Consider the following 18,906-nt stretch of genomic DNA (forward strand, 5'->3'; position numbering starts at 1 on the left):
CACGACCGGGAGGCAGCGCCCACCCTGTCGGCATGAGTTTCGCGCACATGCGCCCGGCCGGGGTGCGCACCGCGATGCAGGCGCTGTCCCAGCGGGCCACCGAGCTCGACCAGGGCTGGCAGCAGGACAAGTCGGTGATCGCGGGCGCCGAGTCCGGTATCGGCGGCGACGTCCTCGGCCAGGCCTTCCGCTCGGTCTACACCGCGCCCGGCCAGGCCGCCCGCACCGCCGCGGACCGGATCGGCCCGGCGATGGCCGAGGACGCCCAGATCGGCGTGCGGTGCGCCGAGGACTACCTCAACGCGGACAGCGCGTCCGCGGCGGCCATGCCGACGGGAGGTGGCGCGGGTGCCGATCCCGGAGCCCTCGGCTGAGCTCGGCCTGTGGCCCAAGGTCAAGGCGATCAGCGGCTGGCCGGAACCCGACGAGGACCGGGTCAAGCAGCTGGCCACCGGCTGGCGCGGCGGCCAGACCCGGTTCACCGAGGCAGGCGGCCACGACCTGGCCCCGGTCCGGGCGGCGTGGACCGATTCGGCCGGCGGCGCCTTCGACACCAGGGCGAGCAAGACGCTCACCGGGGCCACCGAGGTCGGCGGGAAGATGGGCGGACTGGCCGTGCGGGCGGACAACTTCGCCACCGAGGTGACCGGCGTCAAGACCGGCATCACCGACCTGATCGAGACCAACCTGGGCCGGTACGCGCTGGTGCAGACGCTGCCGCAGCCGGTGCGGGGCCTGTTCGAGGAGTACTACGCCTCGGTCCTCGGCGGCCAGGCCCGCACGCTGATCAACGCCGCCGCGGCCCGCACCGCGCAGGGCAAGCCACCACCACCACTGCCGGACCCGTCCGGCGGCGGACGGGGCCGGGCGATCAAGGAACTCATCGAGTGGCTGCTCGAACCGGACAACCAGCGCCTGATCGGCGACGGGCTGTCCTGGCTGAGCAGGCAACTGGACAACCCGGCCGACGCCGTCGCCAAGGCCGGCACCGAGCTGCTCGGCGCCGGGCTGAGCGGCCTCGGCGAGCTGACCGGGAACGACCAGTTGAAGGCACTGGGCGCGACCGGCACCGCGGTGGCCGACTGGGTCGGTGAGCGCGCCGGAGACGCGGTGCTGGAAGGTGGCTCGATCGCCCGCAACGGGCTCTACGAGCTGGCCGAGGCGCAGGACGGCAAGGAGCTGCCCACCGAGATCTACCTGTCCAGGGACCGGCACCCCGAGGCCCTGCAGCACGTGAACGAGGCCCGCAGCGGCACCATCTGGGAGGGCAGCACCTCGAAGCCGGGCACGCCGCTGCCGGACGTGCTGCACGTGGACCGGACCGAGCCCGCCGCCGAGCGCAAACGGATCGCCGACGCGCGGCGCAGGGAGTCCACCGGCCCGATCCCGCCGTACCGGGCCGCGGACGGCGAACGACCCAAGGACCGGGACGAGTACCCGCCCGCGATGACCTACGAGGGTGGCCGGCAGCACCCCTGGGTGCCCAGCGTGAAGCACATCGACGCCAGCGACAACCGCAGCGCCGGGTCTACCCTCTCCAAGCAGGTGCAGGGGCTCGACGACCGGAGCCCGGTCGTCATCAGGGAAACGGACTGACCACAGTGGACATTCCAGCCGACTTCACCGACCTGCTCGCCCGCGGCCGCCACCCGCTGGGCGCGCCGGTGGAACTGCACCTGGGCGCGGACTCCGGCCCGTTCGCCGAGCTGGCCGCGCTGCTCAGCCACACCAACGGTTTCACCATCGCCAACGGCGGCGTGCAGGTCTTCCGCGCCGGTACCGAGGGACTCGGCCCGGAGCTGGCCGAGTGGAACGAGCCCGGCGTCTGGAAGGACACCTACGGCGAGCTGGCGGCCGGCCTGTTCTGCTTCGGCCAGGACCTCTTCGGCGTGCAGTTCGCGGTCAGCGGCGACCGGGTGGTCAGCTTCGACCCGGAAACCGCCGAGCGCACCGACCTCGGCGGCTCACTGGCCGACTGGATGAGCTGGCTGGCCGCCGACCCGGAGCTCAACGCCGCCAAGGGTTTCGCCACCGACTGGCAGGACCGGCACGGCCCGCTCGGCTACCGCGAACGGCTGCTGCCGGTGCGCCCGTTCGTGCTGGGCGGGAAGTTCACCGAGGACAACCTGGTGGCCAGGGACGCGGTGTACTGCATGCGGGTGCGCGGACCGATCGCGCAGAAGGTGCACGGCCTGCCCGACGGCGCGGCGGTCCGCCTGCACACCGACTGACCCGCGCCTAACGGAGCCGGGGCGTCGGCAGGCCCCCGGTTCCCGCCGCCAGCTCCTCGGCCTGCGCGTGCGCCCACCGCAGCAGCCCGGCCACGTCGATGCCGTGCGGCGGATCCTCCTGGTACGCCTCGATGTTCCCGGCGCCGCGCCGCAGCAGGGTGACCGCGCCGGTGTGGTTGCCGCGCGCGGCGTGGGTGGCCCCCACCGCCAGCTGGGCCAGGCCCTTCCACAGCAGGCGGTGCGCCTCGGCCGAGGACTTCCAGGCGTCCTCCAGGATCTCGTGCGCGTGGAAGGGCATGCCCGCGTCGAGCAGCCGCTGGGCCTCGGTCAGGGTCTCCTCCGGCGACCGCACGACCCCCTCGGGCAGGCGCTCGACCCCGGGCGCGCCGTGCGGCAGCGGCCTGCCCAGCCCGTCCCTGGGCCGGGCGTTGCGGGCGCGGCCCTCCTCGTCGCGGTCGCGGTCGATCCGGGGTGCACTGCCATCCGAGCTCACCGGCCCATCATCCCACCGGCGTGGCGCGAATGTGCCGGGAGCTGACCGCCAGCACGCTTATCCGCCGGGTGCCGGGAAGGTCAGGCTGGCGGACATGGCGACCTTCGCAGTGCTGGGCGCGGTCGAGATGAGCTCGGGCGGCCACCGGGTGTGCCTGGGCCACGCCAAACAACGCGTCGTGCTGGCGGCCCTGCTGGTCGAGGCCAACCGCGCGGTCACCCGGTCCGAGCTGGCGGACCGGCTCTGGGGCCAGCGGCCGCCGCCCGGCGGTCCCGGCGCCCTGTACTCCTATCTGTCCAGGCTGCGCGCGGTCCTGGCCAGGGCGGGCGGGGCGTCGATCGAACGCGGCGCGGGCGGCTACCGGCTCCGCGTCCCCGAGCACTCGATCGACCTGCACCGCTTCCAGGACCTGCTACCGAAAGCCCGCGCGGAGCGGGACGAGGACCGGGCGGTCGCCCTGTTCGAGCAGGCCCTGTCCCTGTGGCGGGACGAGTTCTGCGCGGGGATCGACCTGCCCTGGTTCAACGCCCGGCGCGAGGTCCTGCACGCGCAACGCCTGCTCGCCCAACTGGACCACGCCGACCTCGCCCTGCGCCAGGGCAGGCACTGCGAACTGCTGCCCGCACTGGCGAGCCGGGCCGCGAGCCATCCCTTCGACGAACGCGCCGCCGCGCAGCTGATGGTCGCCCTGTGCCAGTCCGGCAGACAGGCCGAGGCGCTGCACCGGTTCGCCGCGCTGCGGACCCGGCTGGTCGAGGAGCTGGGCGTGGAACCCGGTGCGCCGCTGCGACAACTGCACCGGCGGATCCTGTGCGGCCTCAGCCCGCAACCTGCCGCCTGGGGGTGGCGCGGGCGAACGGCCCACGCCACCCGAGGTCTACCGGCCGGTGTTCACTCGAAGTTCCAGTAGGCGTTCTGCTGCCCCTGGCAGTCCCACTGCTCGGCCACCGCGCCGTTGGCCTGGCTGCCCGCGGCGATCTGCAGGCACTTCCCGGTGAACTCGTTGCGCAGGTAGGCGTAGCGGCGGTCGTCCTCCTTCAGGCGCACCTCCCAGTACGCCTCACGCTGACCCGCGCAGGTGTAGAGCTCGGCCCGCGCCCCGTTCGCCGAGCTCGGCCCGGCGATCTTGAGGCACTGCGCGGGGTGTTCCTTGTGCTGGATCCAGTAGACCGGGATCTTCCCGTTCTCGTTGTAGTGGTGCAGGTTGAAGATCCAGTACGCGCCGGGCTGGGCGGCACAGTTCCACTGCTGGACCCTGGCCCCGTTGTGCCCGGTGTTGCTGGCGGTCTCCAGGCACTTCTGGCTGTGCAGGAACTTCAGGTGGGTGGTGATGGGCGCCGCCGCGGCGGCGGGCAACGCGGCGGCGAGGAGGACGGAGGCGACTATGGCGATGAAGCAGGCGATCCTGCTGGGTAGACGCATGCCAGCACCGTGCCGCCCCCGTCATGAACGGTTCTTGAAGGAAGTTGGAATCGCCAGGCTCACCGCCGGGCCAGCTCCGCTTCGGCCACCTCGGCCCCCTGCCGCCGGAACGGCGCGGCCAGCGTCGGCAGGATGTGCGCCCGGTTGCGGATCAGCGCGCCGATCGCGAGCACCAGGTAGATCACGCACAGCACGTACCTGGCGGCCTGGCCGGGCAGCGCGAACTGCACCGCGAACAGCCCGAGCAGGGTCCAGGCGGCCCAGCGCGGGAAGCGCAGTGCCAGCAGCGCGGCCACGCCCAGCACGGTCTGGGTGGCGGTGAGCAGGAACTCCTCGACCTGCCTGGCGTCCAGCTGCAAGCCGCCGGCGCCGCCACCGCCGAACAGGTAGGCCACCGGCAGGCTACCCACCAGCAGCGTCCACTGGTTGACCTTGCTGGAGATCAGGGTGCCGATCGCGGCCGCGCCCTGGCCGCGCACCGCGAACAGGATGGCCACGATGAACTCCGGCGACTCCGAGGCCAGCGGGGCCAGCCACTGCACCAGCAGGAACTCGTCCACACCCAACTGCCTGCCGGTGGCGATCAGGCCGTGCGCGAAGGGTTCGGCGCTGGCCAGGATGACCACCGCGGCGAAGGCGAACAGCCCGATCACCAGCGCCCGGCGGCCGAGGCGGGGCAGCGCGCCGATCACCGCGGCCGGGCCGACCAGGTGCGGCTCCTCCGCCTCGGACCGGGAGACCTTCCACAGGTAGAAGCCGAAGAAGCCGAGCAGGGCGAAGCCGAGCAGCAGCGGGATCTGGCCGCTGACCGGGATCAGGAAGGCCACCACCGAGGCGATGGCCAGGAAGCCCAGCTCGACCCGGTAGCCGGACTCCAGCACCAGCTCCCGCACGCTGCGCCCGCTGCGGCGCTTGGCCACCGCCAGCGCGATCAGCACCACCACCGACCAGCCGAGGCCCAGCAGCAGCCGGTTGGAGCCGGTCATGTTGGCCGCGGCGTAGGCGACGTAGGCCGGGTCTGACCCGGCGGTGTAGGCGAAGTAGAGGTCCACCACGTACTCCGGCAGCACCGCGATCACCGCCAGGATCGCGATGGCCAGCCCGCCGGAGATGTCGGCCTGCGCGGCCTCGGCGGCCCAGGCCAGCAGGAAGGAGGCGGCCACCACGGCCGCGCCGAAGAGCAGCAGCGCGGCGGGCGGCGGCAGGTGTGCCCCGGCCACGCGGGTGATCAGCGCGGGCAGCGTGAGCGAGACGCAGAGGGCGAGTGGCCGGACCAGCTTGCTGGGCACGGTGCGGGGTTCCTTCCCGGGCGGCGGACGGCCAGACCGGGGCTCCAGGGAGGCTCGGCCAGGCATGACTGCTTGGCCGAAGGTCTCGCCCACCGGCCGGAGCCGGTCCCGTCGCCGGAGGACACGGGGTCCTCAGCATGTCGACGTGCGGTGTTGCGGGCTACTCCCCTTCGGAGTGCCCCCAGTGTCACATCATTTCGACACATGCGCAAGTATCGAAACGTGGCGGCGCGCTGGCCGGGCCGCGCGCGGTAGCGGAACAATGGCCGGGACATGCCGACATCGCCAGCACCCGCGGAGCCGCCGACCACCGGAGCGGCCACCGAACCGACCCCCGCCCAGCTGCGCTCGGGGGCGGAGACCTTCGCCCTGTTGGCCAGTCCGGTCCGCCTGCACCTGGTCTGGCTGATCACCCACGGCTCCTACGACGTGGGCACCCTGGCCGCCAGGGTCGGCATCGGCATCGCCACCGCCTCCCAGCACCTGAGCAAGCTGCGGCTGGCCGGGGTGATCTCCGGGCACCGGGACGGCCGCCGCCAGCTCTACACCGTGGACGACCCGCACGTGATCACGCTGATCCAGCAGATCTTCGACCACATCGCCCCCGATGGCACCCTGGCTCCCGACCCGCCGATGACCTGAGCCCGCCCGGGATGGTTGTTCAGCGGTTGTTCAGAGTTTGTTGTCAGGCATGTCAGGCCCGGCATCGCACAACCCCACTGGCGTAGACCGGTTACCGCGGTTCCCGGAAACCGCGGGGGTGGCCGGTTGGCGTCGCGGCCAGGCCGGTCACCCCGCCGCAACGTCGTTGGGGGTGACCCGTGCCGAACATGAGCCCGCACTGGCCGATCGTGTGCTCGCGCCTGCCGCCGTCCCCGGACCGGCAGGCCGAACGGGCGCAGGCGGCCGAGGAGGAGCAGGCGCAGACCCTGGACCGGGGCGAGCCGCCGCCGTCGGGATAGATTCGCGCCCATGACTACCGAGGCGTCCCTGGTGGGGCGGTGGCGGCTGGACTGGTACCGCGAGCTGGACGCGGCCACCGGCGAGAAGATCAGCGACCCGTTCGGCGCCAACCCCAACGGCCGCCTGCTCTACACCGCCCGCGGCCACATGTCGGTGCACCTGGCCCGCACCGACGGCCAGACCCACGGCGTGGACTACTACTTCGGCTACACCGGCAGCTACGCGCTGGACGGGGACTTCGTGCTGCACCAGCTGGAGATCAGCTCGCACCCGGAGCTCACCGGGGCGCAGCAGCGGCGCGCGGTGCGGTTCGAGGGCGACCGGCTCACCCTGAGCACGCCGGAGTACGAGGTCGAGGGGCGCAAGCGGGTGGCCGCGCTGAGCTGGGTGCGCGCCTGAGGGTCGGCGAGGGTTCGAACGGGAACCGGCCCGCGACCGGGTGGGTCGCGGGCCGGGTCAGCAGGCGAGACTCAGTAGGCGACGACCCACGCCTTGGTCACGTGGCAGCCGTTGGGCTGGCCGTCGACCCGGGAGACCGGGCCCCAGGAGCCCTGGCGCTTCTCCACCAGGGGACCGTTGATGTTCCTGGTGTAGGGCCAGTGCGCCATGTTGCACTCGACCACGACGCGGTAGGTGCCGAAGCCCGAGTCGCAGGTGCCCTCGCCGAAGTTGGCGGCCTGGTCGGCGTTGGCGTGGCAGTCCCACACGTCGGCCCGCGCGGGGGTGGCGTCCAGCACGAGCGTGCCCGACACGGCCGCGGTGACCACTGCCGCGCTCACGAGCATCTTCCTGACCAGCTGCATTCTGTTCCGTTCTCCTCGACGATCTGGTGATCACGGAGGTTAGGGCACACGGCCACTTGGAGCAGCGGTTTCAGCCAGGGCCGAAACCCCGTGCTGCTGGGCGGGTCAGGACCGCAGCTCCGCGATGGCGGTGACCGGCTTGCCGGCCAGGGTCTGCCCCACCACCCGGTCCACCAGCGGCAGCCGGGAGGCCCGCAGCGCCAGCCGGCGCAGCCGCAGCCGGGTCGGCGACTCGGGCAGGAACCAGCGCGCGCCGGCCCGCGCGACCTGCTGCTTCTCCTCGGCCACCGGCCGCCACCGCCGCTCGTAGGCCGCCAGCGCGTCCTCGACCGTCGGCGCCCGATCCAGTTGGTGGGCAAGCAGATACGCCCCGGCGATGCCCAGCGAGGCGCCCTGCCCGGCCAGCAGTGAGACCGCGTAACCGGCGTCGCCGACCAGCACGACCCGTCCGCGGTGCCAGCTGGGCAGCTCGACCTGCGCGACCTGGTCGTAGTAGATCTCCGCCGCCGGCGGGCACTTCTCCAGCGCGGTGGGCGCCAGCCAGCCCAGCCCGCCGTAGTTCTCCCGCAGCGCGGCCCGGACGTCCTTGGGCAGCACCGGGTCTGGGGCGCGGTGCACGGTGAAGGCGGCGATCCGGTTGTCCCGCAACGCGTACAGGCCCAGCTGCCGGCCCATGGTGTCGGTCAGGTTGAACCGGCCGCGCAGCGCCGCGTGCAGCTCCGGCGCCTCGAACTGGAAGGCCGCGGTGTGGAAACCCAGGTAGCGCAGGAACTTCCGCTCCTCACCGAAGACCAGCCCGCGCACCGCGGAGTGGATCCCGTCCGCGCCGACCAGCAGGTCAGCCGCCAGCTCGGTGCCGTCGGCCAGGGTCACCAGCACCCCGTCACCGCGATCGACAACCCCGGTCAGGGCCGCACCGAAACGCAGGTCCACTGTGGACGGCAGCTGTTCACGCAGCACCCGCTCCAGGTCGGGCCGCATGACGCAGAGCAGGCGTCCGCCCAGCGACCTGGCGAACTGGCGGTACTGGACCCCGGCGCGGCGGCGACCGCGCTCATCGAACAGGGCTGCCTCCTCGACGAGATAGGCCACCTGCTCGATCGCGGGCAACAGCCCCATCCGCTCCACCGCGTCGTAGCCCGCGCCAAAGAAGTCGATCATGTATCCCTGTGTGCGCGGACCGGAAGCCCGTTCCAGCAGCACCACTTCCGCGCCGAGCCGGGCCAGCTGGTTCGCCAGTGCCAGCCCGGCGATCCCGGCCCCGCAGACCACTACCCTCATCCCGTCCTCCGCCCTGATCAGCCCGCGACCAGGCGGCGCAGGACAGCGGTCGTGTCCAGCCCGGCGCCCAGCCCTCGGTGCAACAGCAAGCCGTCGATGGTGGCCGCCAGCACGGCGGCGGTCTCCCATGGCTCGGCCACCCCGAGCCCGGCCAGCCACTCCCCCAGCCGCTGCCGGAACCCGTCCAGCACCGCGCCGATCTCCCGGCGCAGTTCCTCGTCCCTGGTCGCGGCCAGGAACGCCTCGACGAACAGCAGCGAGAGCGGATCGGTGCCGGTGTGCTCGCCGACCGAGGCCACCAGCGCGTCCACCGCCTCGGCCGGGGTGCGCGCGGTGGCCAGCACCTCATCCAGCCCGGCCAGCAGCTGTCCCATCGCGCCGACCGCGGCCTCCCGCAGCAGCGCCTGCACGGCCGGGAAGTGGTAGTGCACCACGCTCGGCGTGACCCCGGCCCGCTCGGCCAGCACCCTGGTGCTCACCGCGGCCCAGCCGCGTTCCGGGATGAGCTCCACTGCCGCGCTGAGCAGCCGCTCCCGCGCCTCACGGCCCCTGGCCGCCGCGGCGTTCGCCATCGCTGACCACCTTTCAGGGCGATCGCCCTGTACGACTGCCCTGACAGTAGCAGCTAGTCGCGGAAGTGGTCGATCACGTGGTCGCGGAAGCGCTGAGCGGCGACGGAGAGGTAGCTGTCCTGCCGCCAGGCCAGGCTCAGCACCCGGCGGCAGTCCGGCTCGTCCACGGCCAGCCAGGACACGGTGGCGTGCAGGTCGATCCGGCGGCCAAAGGAGGGCACCAGCCCGATGCCCAGCCCGGCGCCGATGAGGTGGAACAGCCCCTCGGGCTCATCGCTCTGGCACACGATGTCCAGCTCCAGCCCGGCCTTGGCGAACAGCCGCTCGGCCAGCGCCCGCTGCCAGTAACCGGGCCGGGTGGTGATGAACGGCTCGCCCGCCAGTTCGGCGATGCGCACCCGCTCGCGCCCGGCCAGCCGGTGCCCGACCGGCACGCACAGCAGCACCGGCTCGTCCAGCAGCACCTGACCGCGGATGTCGTTGCCGGGCAAGGGTTGCGAGCCGATGCACAGGTCGACCTCGCCCTCGCGCAGCTGGGCCGCCATGTCCCCGGCCGCGGACTGGAACAGCCGCACGTCCACCAGCGGGTGCTCGGCGACGAAGGTGTGGATCACCTCCGACAGCGGCAGCAGGGTCTCGGTGGCCACCGCGAGGATGCCGCGCTCCAGCCCCGCGGCGTCGGCGAGCTCCCGGCGGGCGTCGTCCAGCTCGGCCAGCGCCCGGTCGACCCGGCGCAGGAAGGCCGCGCCGAAGCGGTTGAGCCGGATCCGCCGCCCGTGCCGGTCGAACAGCGGCACGCCCAGGTCGTCCTCCAGCCGGGCCAGGGTCCGGCTGAGCGAGGGCTGCGCGATCCGGAGCTGGTCCGCGGCCCGGCCGACGTGCTCCAGCCGGGCGAGCACCTGGAAGTAGCGGAGCGCCAGAAGATCCACTGCTGATGCCTGTTCTGTTATGAGCAGATAACGAATCTTGTCTTGGACAGCATAAGGCGGCGAATCCTAACTTCGAGCACGTGAACGCAACCGTGACTACGCCGAGCCGGCTGGCGATCGGGGCACTGCGGGTGAGCCGGACGCTGGTGAGCGCGCACACCGTGGCGATCATCGGCCAGGCGGTGTTCGCCGGCGGCTACCTGAGCGGGGACTACGACATGCTCTGGCTGCACCGCTGGGGCGCCGACACGGTGTCGTACCTGAGCTACGCGCAACTGCTGGCGACCCTGGTGCTGTGGCTGGCCCGCGGGCCGCGCTGGTTGTTCTGGGTCAGCCTGCTCATCGCCGCCGGTGAGACCGGGCAGTACTTCGCCGGGATGTACGGCGCGCTGGACCTGCACATCCCGCTGGGCGTCGCACTGGTCACCGCGATGGCGCTGACCACGATCGCGGTCTGGCGGCCGGTCCAGTGGCGGGCGGCCCGATGAGCGCGCGACTGTCCCGGCGGCGCTTCCTCGGCCTGGCCGGCGGCGCGGGTGTTCTGCTCGCGGCCGGGATGATCACCCCTCGGCTGCTCCGCGCGGACTCACCGGGCACCGGCGAACTGTTGCGCAGCAAGGTCCCGCTGCCCGAACCGTTCCGGGTGCCACTGCCCGTCCCGCCGGTCCTCCGTCCACATCGGACAGACGGGGCCGACCACTACACGATCACCCAGCGCGCCGCCACCGCGGAGATCCTGCCCGGCATCCGGACGCCGATCTGGGGCTACAACGGCATTTTCCCCGGCCCGACCATCGAGTCGCGGCGGGACCGCACCGTGGTGGTGCGCCACCGCAACGAGCTCCCGGTGCCGACCGTGGTGCACCTGCACGGCGGCCACACCCCGGCCGAGCACGACGGCTACCCCACCGACCTGCTCATGCCGGTGTCCGGCTGGAACGGCGGGCACGGCGGCCACGACATGTACGACGCCAAGGCAAACATCACCTACGGCTCCCGCGACTACGTCTTCCCACTGCGCCAACGAGCCGCGACCCTGTGGTACCACGACCACCGGATGGACTTCACCGGTCCCGCGGTGTACCGGGGACTGGCCGGTTTCCACCTGGTCCGCGACGAGGAGGAGAACGCCCTCGGCCTGCCGTCGGGCGAGCGCGAGCTGCCGCTGATGATCGGCGATCGCGCCTTCGACGAGCACGGCGCCTTCGCCTACCCCGCGCTGGATCCGTTGCTGCGCAGCATTCCCGGCGTGGAACCCGGGTACGTTGAGGGCGTCTTCGGTGACGTCATCCTGGTCAACGGCGCGCCGTGGCCGGTGCACGAGGTGGCCGCGGCCCGCTACCGGCTGCGCCTGCTCAACGGCTCCAACGCCCGCCGCTACGACCTGGCCCTCGACCCGCCACCGCCCGGCGGCGGCGGGTTCGTCCAGATCGGCAGCGACCAGGGCCTGCTCGGCGCGCCCCGCGTGCACGACCACATTCCCCTTGCCCCAGCGGAACGTTACGACGTCATCGTCGACTTCGGCCGGTACCCAACCGGCACCGAGGTGACGGTGCTGAACCGCCTCGGCACCGGCTCCACCGCGCAGGTGATGCGGTTCGTGGTCACCAGGAAGGCGCGGGACGACAGCCGGATCCCGGCCAAGCTGAGCGATCTCGCCCCGCTCAGCCGGGAACAGGCCACTGTCACAAGGGATTTCGCCTTCACCGCGGGCCAGGTGCACGGCCGCACCGGCTGGGTGATCGGCGGCGAGCCGTTCGCCCCCGACCGGATGGACGCCCGGCCCCGCTTGGGAGACACCGAGATCTGGCGGTTCGTCGCCGACGTGCACCACCCCGTGCACCTGCACCTGGTGGGCTTCCACATCCTCTCCCGCGGCAGCGGCCCGCCAAACCCGTTCGACGGCGGGCTCAAGGACACCGTGGACCTGAGTCCCGGCGAGGCGGTGGAGGTGATCGCCCGGTTCGAGGACTACCGCGGCCGGTTCGTCTTCCACTGCCACAACGCCGAGCACGAGGACATGGCGATGATGGCCAACTTCGAGGTGGTCTGACCGGGCGCGCTCTCAGGCGTTCGCGCCCGCGTCCACGGTGATCGCGGAGCCGGTGATGTTGCGGCCCGCCGGACCGACCAGGTGCGCGACCGAGGCGGCCACGTCCTCGGGGCTGCCGTAGCGGCCCAGCGCGGTGAAGCCGCGTTCCTCCTCCGCCTGCGGGCTGTCGGCCGGGTTCATGTCGGTGTCGGTGGAACCGGGGTGCACCAGGTTGACCGTGATCTCCCGCCCGCCGAGGTCACGGGCCAGGCCCTTGGTGAAGCCGATCAGCGCGGACTTGCTCATCGCGTACAGCGCCACCCCCGGGTAGGGCACCCGCTCGGCCAGCGAGCTGCCGATGCTGACGATCCGGCCGCCCGGCGCCATGTGCCGGGCCGCCGCCTGGCTGGCCAGGTAGACCGCCCGGGTGTGGATGGCCAGCGTGCGGTCGACCTCGGCCAGGCCCACCTCGTCGATGGTGCCGTAGCGGAAGATCCCGGCGTTGTTGACCAGGATGTCGATCCGGCCGAGCTCGGCCACGGTCTGCTCCACCGCGCCGACCACGGCCGCGGCGTCCGCGCTGTCCGCGGCGATGGCCAGGCCGCGGCGACCGGCGGCCTGCACCTCATCGACCACGCCCCGCGCGCGGTCCGCGGCGCTGGCGTAGGTCAGCGCCACGTCGGCCCCGTCGACCGCCAGCCGCCTGACGATGGCCGCGCCGATGCCGCGGCTGCCTCCGGTGACCAGAGCCACCTTACCTGCGAGTTCCGGCATGTCCCCTCATTTCTGGGTCGATCACTACACAATTGGTATCGTGCAGCCGAGCGGCCTGTCAACGATTTTTGGGTCGATCGCTACAGAAAGGGGTTCGGCATGGCCACCCGGGGCCGTCCACGAGCGTTCGACCGCACCGCGGCCCTGCGCCGCGCGATGGAGGTGTTCTGGGAGCACGGCTACGAGGGAACCTCGCTGAACGACCTCAGCGCGGCCATGGGCATCAACGCCTCCAGCCTGTACGCCACCTTCGGCACCAAGGAGGAGCTGTTCCGGGAGGCGGTCGCGCACTACGACGAGACCGAGGGCGAGGCCGCGGCCCGCGCGCTGCGCGAGGAACCCACCGCCCGCGCGGCCTTCGAGCAGGTGCTGCGGGTCAACGTGCGCGCCTACACCGACCCGGCGAAACCGGCGGGCTGCATGATCGTGCTGGCCGCCACCACGTACACGCCCAAGAACCAGAGCGTGCGCGACTTCCTGGCCGGACTGCGCCGGGAGACCCAGGAAACCTTGCGGCAGCGCCTGATCCGCGGCATCGCCGACGGCGACGTGCGTGCCGATGCCGATGTCGACGCGCTGGCCGCCTTCTACAACACCCTGTGGCAGGGCCTGTCCATCCAGGCCCGCAGCGGCGCCACCCGGGCAGAGCTGTCCGCGGTCGTGGACGCCGCGATGGCCACCTGGGACCTGCTGGCCGCGGCTACCGGCTGAACTCGGCCGCGTGCTCGGCGGCCCCACTCCCGGAAGCTCCGCCCCGGCCGCCCGAGCAGCCGCTCCAACACGCCGGTGGGCGGCATGGGGTTGTCCACCATGGCCTCGTATCCGTCCAGAACAGTGTCCACAATGGACTCATCCAGCCAGGACAGCGCCGCGGCCCTTGCCTCACCCGGCGGGATCTCCTGCCAGCGCAACGGCCGCCCGAGTACTTCGCCGATGATCCGCACCTGCTCGACCTGGGTGTGCACGGTAGGCCCGCTCAGCAGGTACCTGGCGCCCTGGTGGCCGTCCTCGGTGAGCGCGCGCACCGCGACCTCGGCCAGGTCCGCCTCGTGCACCAGGGTGAACCCGGCCCCGCCGTGGCTGCCGCGCACCACGTCCCCGGCCCTGATCTGCCCGATCCACTGCCGGGTGTTGGTGGCGAAGGCGAACGGGCGCAGGAACGTCCACTCCAGACCGGAGTCCTCGACCAGGCGCTCGATGCGCGCGTGGTGCTCGGCGATCGGGTCCGGCTGGGCGTCCGCGGCGTCGTCCACGGCGGCCGAGGACAGCAGCACGATCCGCCGGGCCCGCGCCGCGATCGCCGCCACCACCTCGGCCGCCCGGTGCACACCGTCGAACGGCCAGACCAGGAACACCGAGTCCACCCCGTCCAGCGCCGCGGCCAGCGCGGCCGGATCGGACTGGCTGCCAGTAGCCACCGGCACGCCGTCCGGCAGGTTGGCGGTGGCCGGGTCGCGGGTCAGCGCCCGCGGGGTGATGCCGCGCGCCAGCAGCTGCCGCAGCAGCGCGCCGCCGACGTTGCCGGTCGCGCCGGTCACCAGGATGTTGTTGTCTCGCACCATGTCCCGGACGCTAGGCGCTGACATCCGCGCTGGTAAGGACGCACTTCCGGGTAAGCTCCGGAGGTGACGGTTGGCTCGCAGGCAGATCAGGGCAAGGCTCCGGTGACACGTGACCGGCTTCACGTGGACTGCGCGGGCAGCGAGGTCTTCGGCCATGTCACCAGCCGCTGGGGCATCCTGGTGCTGGCCGCGCTGCTGGACGGCCCGCTCCGGTTCGCCGCGCTGCGCGACGAGGTCGAGGGCATCAGCGAGAAGATGCTCTCGCAGAACCTGCGCGACCTGGTCGGCGACGGCCTGATCACCCGCTCGGTCGAGCCCGACACCCCGCCCAAGGTCAGCTACGCGCTGACCACCCCCGGCCGCGAGCTCGCCGAACGCCTGTACGCGGTGCTGGAGTGGATCGGCCGCAACCTGGTCTAGCGCACCCCGTCCAGCTCTCCCGGCACCTCGCCCACACAGGCCACCGCCAGCCGGAGCTGCTCGTGCAGCACCCCGGCGGCTCCCGGCCCGAGGGCCGCGGTGATCGGCACGGCGGCGTGTTCGAGCAGGGCCATGGCGTGGTCCCAGTTGTCGGTGAGGGCTTGGTAGAGGTGGCCGAGCGCGAGCGCGGGGTGGGCGCCGAGCAGCACCGGGAACAGCCTGGTGAGCACCTCATCGCGTTCCACCCTGACCAGCGGGTCGCGCGGATCCAGCTGGAGGGCTTCGGCGTGCAACTCGGCCGGGTCGACCAGGTCGGCGAGGGCTGGGCAGCGGGCGAACTGGAGCAGGGCGACCACCCCGGTGGCTGGTGAGCTGGCGCGGGCGGCGGCCACGGCTTCGACCGCGAGCCCGCGCAGGTCATGGCTCTCGGCCAGGTAGGCGATCAAGCCCGCCGCCGCGGGCAGCCGCGGCGTGCCGAACAACTCCCGCAACCGGCCAAAGCCCGCGCGCTCTCCTAGCACCGCGTACAGCGGATCCTCGATACCAGCAAGACCTTGCCGCGCCCGCACGATGTCGACCAGCAATGGATCACCACCCGAGGGCGGCTCGATCCCGGCCAGCAGCGCGTAGCTCAGTGCGCAGGCATAGGTCAGGTACCGCGCCCCGTTCTCCTCCAACATCTCCAGCGCCTGCTCCGGCGCCTGCCGCAGCAACCGCACGGCCACCTCGAACCGAGCCCGATGATCAGCCCGCACATAGGCGAAGGCCTGCGCGTCCTGATCCGCCACCAGCCACTCACACGCCGCGACCTGGCCCAGCGCCTCCGCCGCCCGTCGCCCCAGCGTCTCCGCAGCGGCCGCCCGTCCGCCCAGCGTCGCCCCGGCCGCCGCCATTCCGTCCAGCGCCTCCGCCGCCCTGTCCGCCAGCCCCGCCAGCCCGATCGCCCGCTCCCCGGCATCAACCAGCGAGTCCACCAGCGCCTCGGCCCTGGACGGCTCGGTCTCGGCGATGGTCTCGGCCAGCACCCGCACCACCCGCCCCCAGGTGTGCGGGTTGCCCACCGACCACGAACCGGGACTCATCGCCCGGACCACCTCGGCCGGATCGCGGTAGAACCGCCGCTCCCGCAACCACATCCAGTCCCTGGTGTGGTTGAACTGGTAGGCCGCCACACTCGCCTTGGCCAGCGGGTCCGGCGGCGCACCGGCGACCGCGCGGTACGGTCCCGTCGGCCGGACATCAACCAGCGCCGGCGCCTGCCCGCTGTCCCGCTGGACCTCCGCCAGCACCGCCTCGGCCTCCTCGCGACGGCCGGAGTCCAGCAGGTGCTGACCGATCACGGCCGCGGTCGTCCACCGATCACGGTCCACAATGGACCATCGATGGTCGGTCATCTGCCGCATCGTGGCCAGCGCCGCGGGCAGGTCCAGCGGAGCCAGCGCGATGGCCAGGTTGCTCAGATCACCGTCATGCCGCATCTGCCGCAACGAACCAGGCTCGCCAACCGGCGTGACCTCCCCCGGGTCGAGCAGCTCCCGGGCCGCCACCGGATCGAACCCGGCCACCACCACACTGGCCTTCCGCCGGGTCCACAGCGTGCCGTTCCAGCCGATCACCCGCTCCAGCAACGCCATCGCCCGCCCGGTCTCACCCCGGGTCGCCAGCAACCGCACCGCGCTCAGACACGAGTCATCGATGAACCCGCAGACCGTGAAGGTCTCCAGCCGTGCCAGCAACCGTTCCGCGACAACAGGATCCAGCCCAGGCACCGCTGCCGCCCCGGCCAGCCCGGCGGCCAGCTCCTGCTTCGCATCGTGCTCGCCCTCGGGCGCGGCGGCGGCTTCGGCGGTCAGTCGCGCCAGGTGCTCCCGCGCCCGCTCGGGCTGGGCGACAGCCAGCCGCGCCAGGCAGAGCAGCCGCTCCCCGGGCTGGGCACGCGCCAGTTCGGCGACGGCCTCGGCCAGCGCATCCCGCACCCCAGCCTGAGCATCCGGTGCGCCGTCTGCGGCCAGTCGTGCCGCGAGGTCAAGCCAATCCCCCGCCCGGCACCCGCTGATCTCCCCGAGCAACGCACGGGCCGCCGCCGGCTCAGCCACCCTGGCCGCCGCCCGGTACAGCGCGTCCGGCGCCCAGATCCCCTTCCCGCGCTGCCCGCGCTGCGCATGCGCCCACAACCGCAGCGCCCGCGGCAGGTCATCCCCGGCGAACTCCAGCGCCGCCTCCTCCAACGGCAGCGCCTTGGCCGGAGTCCCCCTGGCGACCTGGTCCGCCGGAATGGTCAGCGCGGTCTCCACCATCAGTTCCCGCTGGCCACCCGAGTGCCGGTGGATCTCCCGCGCGCTCTGGAACTGTTGCAGCGAGGGCGGCAACGCCCACAGGTGTTCCAGCGCCTGGCCGACCTGCCCGAGCCGGGCCATCAGTCCGAGCACCCTGGGCGTCAGGCCCCGGCTGGTGCGGCGGAGCTGGCGGCGGACCACGCCGAGGTAGAGCGTGCCCGGCAGGTTCGGGGGCATCCGTTCGGCGACCAGGTCGACGCAGCGGGCGAAGTGCCGGTCGCTGCCGAACGCGGCGGCGATGGCCTGGCGCAACCCGGGACAGACCAGCCCGGCGGCCTGTTCCGCAAAGGTTCCGCCCGCGCGGGTGACATGTTCGGCGAGGTGCAGCAGCCCGTAGCGGTCCACCGCGGACCAGTCGAGCGCGGCCCAGCTCGGCGCGCCGCCCCGGTAGTGGGCCGCGATGCGGTGGTGCCACTCGGTTTCGTCGATCGCGCAGTCCGGGTGGTCGCGGTGGGCCGCTTCGCCGCGCAGGAACTCGCCGATCGAGGCGTGGTACAGGCTGATCCGGTCCGCGTGCTCCGCCAGCAGCCAGCGCAGCCGGGACAGCGCCGCCCGCACCGCCCTCGGCCAGACCCGGATGCCGCCGAGGGCGAGCAGTTCGGCCGTGCTGACCGGTTCGCGGGCGACGGCGAGCACGCCGAGGATCGGCTGCCCGAGCCCCAGCCACGGATCGGTCAGCCGGTCCTGCGGCCCGGTCGGTTCGCGGATCTCCAGCTGGCCGAGCCGCCGCAGGTCGGCGCGCGCGGTCTCCACGAAGAACCCGTACAACCCGTTGAGGCCGGGCGGGATGCCCTCGAAGCTCAGCAGCCGACTGGTCAGCGCCGGATCGCCCTCGGCCAGCGCACGGGTGTAGGTGGCGAGGTAGAGGAAGTTCCCGGCGGCCCGGGTGACCACGTTCCGGTGAAACTGGTCCAGCAACTCGCCCCTGGCCGCCACCGCGCTCGCGACCGGCTCGGCGCTGAGCACTTTTCCGGCGTAGGCAAGCAGATCCGCCGTCACCTGCCCGGACCCGGGGTCGATGGGCACCTCGGTCAGCGCACGGGCCGAACGCAACGGGCCGAGCTCGGTGTGCGGGCGCGAGCTGAGCACCAGCCGCACGTTCGAGGGCAGTTCCGGTCCCCCGGCCAGCCAGTCCAGCAGGCTGCTCCCGGCGAGCTCGTCCAGCGCGTCGACCAGGATGACGATCCGCGCCGCCGGATCGAGCTCGCGCAGCGCCTCGGCCGGGTCGAGCAGGGCCAGGTGCGCGAGGTTGTCCGGCTCCAGCAACCGGGGCTCCAGGTTCGCCCGCCCGATCTCCACCCCGCTGACCGACCCGGCCACCCCGCCGAGCCGCTGCTCCACCTCCAACACCGCGGTCCGGTGGAACGGCGAGGCGGTGAGGTCCTCGATCCGCACGCCCACCACCCGGCCACCGGCGGCCACGTTCGCCACCCGCTGCCGCACCACCACACCCAGCCGCTCCGGCTGGAACACCTCCGGCCGCTGCCGCGCCAGCTGGTGCCCCACGGCGAGCAGGAAGGACTGCACGTCGGTCCCGGCCAGCACGGTCCGGCTGTCCCGCCGGGCGAAGTACCGCAGCCAGTCCGGATGTCCGTCGGCCAGCGCCGCCAGCAGACTCGTCTTGCCCGCCCCCGGCTCCCCGGTCACCAGCACGTGCCCGCGGTCCAGCGCGGCCTCGACCTCGGCGCGCAGCCAGCCCCGGTCGACGAACCCCGCCCCGGTGTGCTGCTCGACCACCTCCGCGAAACTCAGGCTCACCAGTCGTCTCCCGCCCGGTTCTCGACTAGGACCACTGCGCT

The 18,906-nt window shown here is 72.7% G+C and carries 20 protein-coding genes and 1 pseudogene; 11 read left to right on the forward strand and 10 right to left on the reverse strand.

The window, feature by feature from the left end:
• Positions 1 to 32 precede the first annotated feature (32 nt).
• From N8J89_RS25765 to N8J89_RS25775, 3 genes are read left to right on the forward strand one after another with little or no spacing between them, the layout of a single operon-like run.
• The gene (locus N8J89_RS25765) at positions 33 to 374 is read left to right on the forward strand and encodes a hypothetical protein (protein WP_283659588.1); all 342 of its coding nucleotides are present in this window, start codon (positions 33 to 35) and stop codon (positions 372 to 374) included.
• Complete coding sequence (locus N8J89_RS25770; RefSeq protein WP_283659589.1) at positions 349 to 1,596, forward strand: WXG100-like domain-containing protein; 1,248 nt, start codon at positions 349 to 351, stop codon at positions 1,594 to 1,596. The genes N8J89_RS25765 and N8J89_RS25770 overlap by 26 nt, the downstream gene beginning before the upstream one ends.
• 5 nt (positions 1,597 to 1,601) lie before the next feature.
• Entirely contained in the window at positions 1,602 to 2,231 is a 630-nt protein-coding gene (locus tag N8J89_RS25775; protein WP_283659590.1) for a DUF2625 family protein, read from the forward strand.
• A gap of 7 nt (positions 2,232 to 2,238) precedes the next feature.
• Here N8J89_RS25775 and N8J89_RS25780 read toward each other — a convergent pair whose 3' ends face one another.
• Positions 2,239 to 2,724, reverse strand: a complete 486-nt coding sequence (locus N8J89_RS25780; RefSeq protein WP_283659591.1) for a DUF309 domain-containing protein — start codon at positions 2,722 to 2,724, stop codon at positions 2,239 to 2,241.
• Positions 2,725 to 2,818: 94 nt separating this feature from the next.
• Here N8J89_RS25780 and N8J89_RS25785 point away from each other — a divergent pair, with 94 nt between their 5' ends.
• Positions 2,819 to 3,634, forward strand: coding sequence for an AfsR/SARP family transcriptional regulator (locus N8J89_RS25785; RefSeq protein ID WP_283659592.1), 816 nt, complete (start codon positions 2,819 to 2,821; stop codon positions 3,632 to 3,634).
• On the opposite strand, the gene N8J89_RS25790 is transcribed toward N8J89_RS25785, so the two are convergent.
• On the reverse strand, positions 3,616 to 4,146 hold the full coding sequence (locus N8J89_RS25790; RefSeq protein ID WP_283659593.1) for an RICIN domain-containing protein: 531 nt from the start codon (positions 4,144 to 4,146) through the stop codon (positions 3,616 to 3,618). The two genes, N8J89_RS25785 and N8J89_RS25790, sit on opposite strands and share 19 nt — an antisense overlap.
• A 59-nt stretch (positions 4,147 to 4,205) precedes the next feature.
• Positions 4,206 to 5,435 carry a calcium:cation antiporter family protein gene (locus N8J89_RS25795; RefSeq protein ID WP_283659594.1) on the reverse strand — a complete coding sequence of 410 codons (1,230 nt, stop codon included), beginning with the start codon at positions 5,433 to 5,435 and terminating at the stop codon, positions 4,206 to 4,208.
• Between the two features lie 273 nt (positions 5,436 to 5,708).
• Here N8J89_RS25795 and N8J89_RS25800 point away from each other — a divergent pair, with 273 nt between their 5' ends.
• From N8J89_RS25800 to N8J89_RS25810, 3 genes are all read left to right on the forward strand, one after another.
• Positions 5,709 to 6,077 (forward strand): ArsR/SmtB family transcription factor, encoded by a 369-nt coding sequence (locus tag N8J89_RS25800; RefSeq protein WP_252479818.1) that lies wholly within the window; start codon positions 5,709 to 5,711, stop codon positions 6,075 to 6,077.
• Between the two features lie 179 nt (positions 6,078 to 6,256).
• Positions 6,257 to 6,397, forward strand: a complete 141-nt coding sequence (locus N8J89_RS25805; RefSeq protein ID WP_283659595.1) for a hypothetical protein — start codon at positions 6,257 to 6,259, stop codon at positions 6,395 to 6,397.
• 10 nt (positions 6,398 to 6,407) lie between these two features.
• The gene (locus N8J89_RS25810; RefSeq protein WP_283659596.1) at positions 6,408 to 6,797 is read left to right on the forward strand and encodes a lipocalin-like domain-containing protein; all 390 of its coding nucleotides are present in this window, start codon (positions 6,408 to 6,410) and stop codon (positions 6,795 to 6,797) included.
• A gap of 71 nt (positions 6,798 to 6,868) precedes the next feature.
• On the opposite strand, the gene N8J89_RS25815 is transcribed toward N8J89_RS25810, so the two are convergent.
• The 4 genes from N8J89_RS25815 to N8J89_RS25830 all read right to left on the reverse strand — a co-directional run bounded on the left by N8J89_RS25815 (position 6,869) and on the right by N8J89_RS25830 (position 9,983).
• Positions 6,869 to 7,177, reverse strand: coding sequence for a hypothetical protein (locus tag N8J89_RS25815; RefSeq protein WP_283659597.1), 309 nt, complete (start codon positions 7,175 to 7,177; stop codon positions 6,869 to 6,871).
• 129 nt (positions 7,178 to 7,306) lie between these two features.
• Entirely contained in the window at positions 7,307 to 8,482 is a 1,176-nt protein-coding gene (locus tag N8J89_RS25820) for an FAD-dependent oxidoreductase (protein ID WP_283659598.1), read from the reverse strand.
• Positions 8,483 to 8,499: 17 nt separating this feature from the next.
• Positions 8,500 to 9,054 (reverse strand): TetR/AcrR family transcriptional regulator, encoded by a 555-nt coding sequence (locus tag N8J89_RS25825; RefSeq protein ID WP_283659599.1) that lies wholly within the window; start codon positions 9,052 to 9,054, stop codon positions 8,500 to 8,502.
• A gap of 53 nt (positions 9,055 to 9,107) precedes the next feature.
• Positions 9,108 to 9,983 carry a LysR family transcriptional regulator gene (locus N8J89_RS25830; protein ID WP_283659600.1) on the reverse strand — a complete coding sequence of 292 codons (876 nt, stop codon included), beginning with the start codon at positions 9,981 to 9,983 and terminating at the stop codon, positions 9,108 to 9,110.
• A gap of 80 nt (positions 9,984 to 10,063) precedes the next feature.
• Here N8J89_RS25830 and N8J89_RS25835 point away from each other — a divergent pair, with 80 nt between their 5' ends.
• Both N8J89_RS25835 and N8J89_RS25840 read left to right on the forward strand, forming a co-directional pair.
• Positions 10,064 to 10,471 (forward strand): hypothetical protein, encoded by a 408-nt coding sequence (locus N8J89_RS25835; protein WP_283659601.1) that lies wholly within the window; start codon positions 10,064 to 10,066, stop codon positions 10,469 to 10,471.
• A complete protein-coding gene (locus N8J89_RS25840) occupies positions 10,468 to 12,036 on the forward strand; it encodes a multicopper oxidase family protein (RefSeq protein ID WP_283659602.1) in 1,569 nt (522 codons plus the stop codon). Before N8J89_RS25835 ends, N8J89_RS25840 begins: the two co-directional genes overlap by 4 nt.
• Before the next feature lie 12 nt (positions 12,037 to 12,048).
• On the opposite strand, the gene N8J89_RS25845 is transcribed toward N8J89_RS25840, so the two are convergent.
• On the reverse strand, positions 12,049 to 12,789 hold the full coding sequence (locus N8J89_RS25845; RefSeq protein ID WP_283659603.1) for an SDR family oxidoreductase: 741 nt from the start codon (positions 12,787 to 12,789) through the stop codon (positions 12,049 to 12,051).
• A 99-nt stretch (positions 12,790 to 12,888) separates the two neighbouring features.
• Between N8J89_RS25845 and N8J89_RS25850 the strand changes: the two genes are divergently transcribed.
• Positions 12,889 to 13,500: a TetR/AcrR family transcriptional regulator gene (locus tag N8J89_RS25850; RefSeq protein WP_283659604.1), complete on the forward strand. Its 612-nt coding sequence runs from the start codon at positions 12,889 to 12,891 to the stop codon at positions 13,498 to 13,500.
• A gap of 230 nt (positions 13,501 to 13,730) precedes the next feature.
• Here N8J89_RS25850 and N8J89_RS25855 read toward each other — a convergent pair.
• A pseudogene (locus tag N8J89_RS25855) lies at positions 13,731 to 14,507 on the reverse strand (SDR family oxidoreductase); the annotation flags it as partial.
• Between N8J89_RS25855 and N8J89_RS25860 the strand changes: the two are divergent.
• Entirely contained in the window at positions 14,415 to 14,771 is a 357-nt protein-coding gene (locus N8J89_RS25860) for a winged helix-turn-helix transcriptional regulator (protein WP_283659605.1), read from the forward strand. The pseudogene N8J89_RS25855 and the gene N8J89_RS25860 overlap by 93 nt on opposite strands.
• Here the strand turns inward: N8J89_RS25860 and N8J89_RS25865 are convergent.
• A complete protein-coding gene (locus N8J89_RS25865; RefSeq protein ID WP_283659606.1) occupies positions 14,768 to 18,865 on the reverse strand; it encodes an ATP-binding protein in 4,098 nt (1,365 codons plus the stop codon). The genes N8J89_RS25860 and N8J89_RS25865 overlap by 4 nt on opposite strands.
• Positions 18,866 to 18,906 lie beyond the last annotated feature (41 nt).

It is taken from the genome of Crossiella sp. CA-258035 (genome assembly GCF_030064675.1).
Classification (GTDB): Bacteria; Actinomycetota; Actinomycetes; order Mycobacteriales; family Pseudonocardiaceae; genus Crossiella.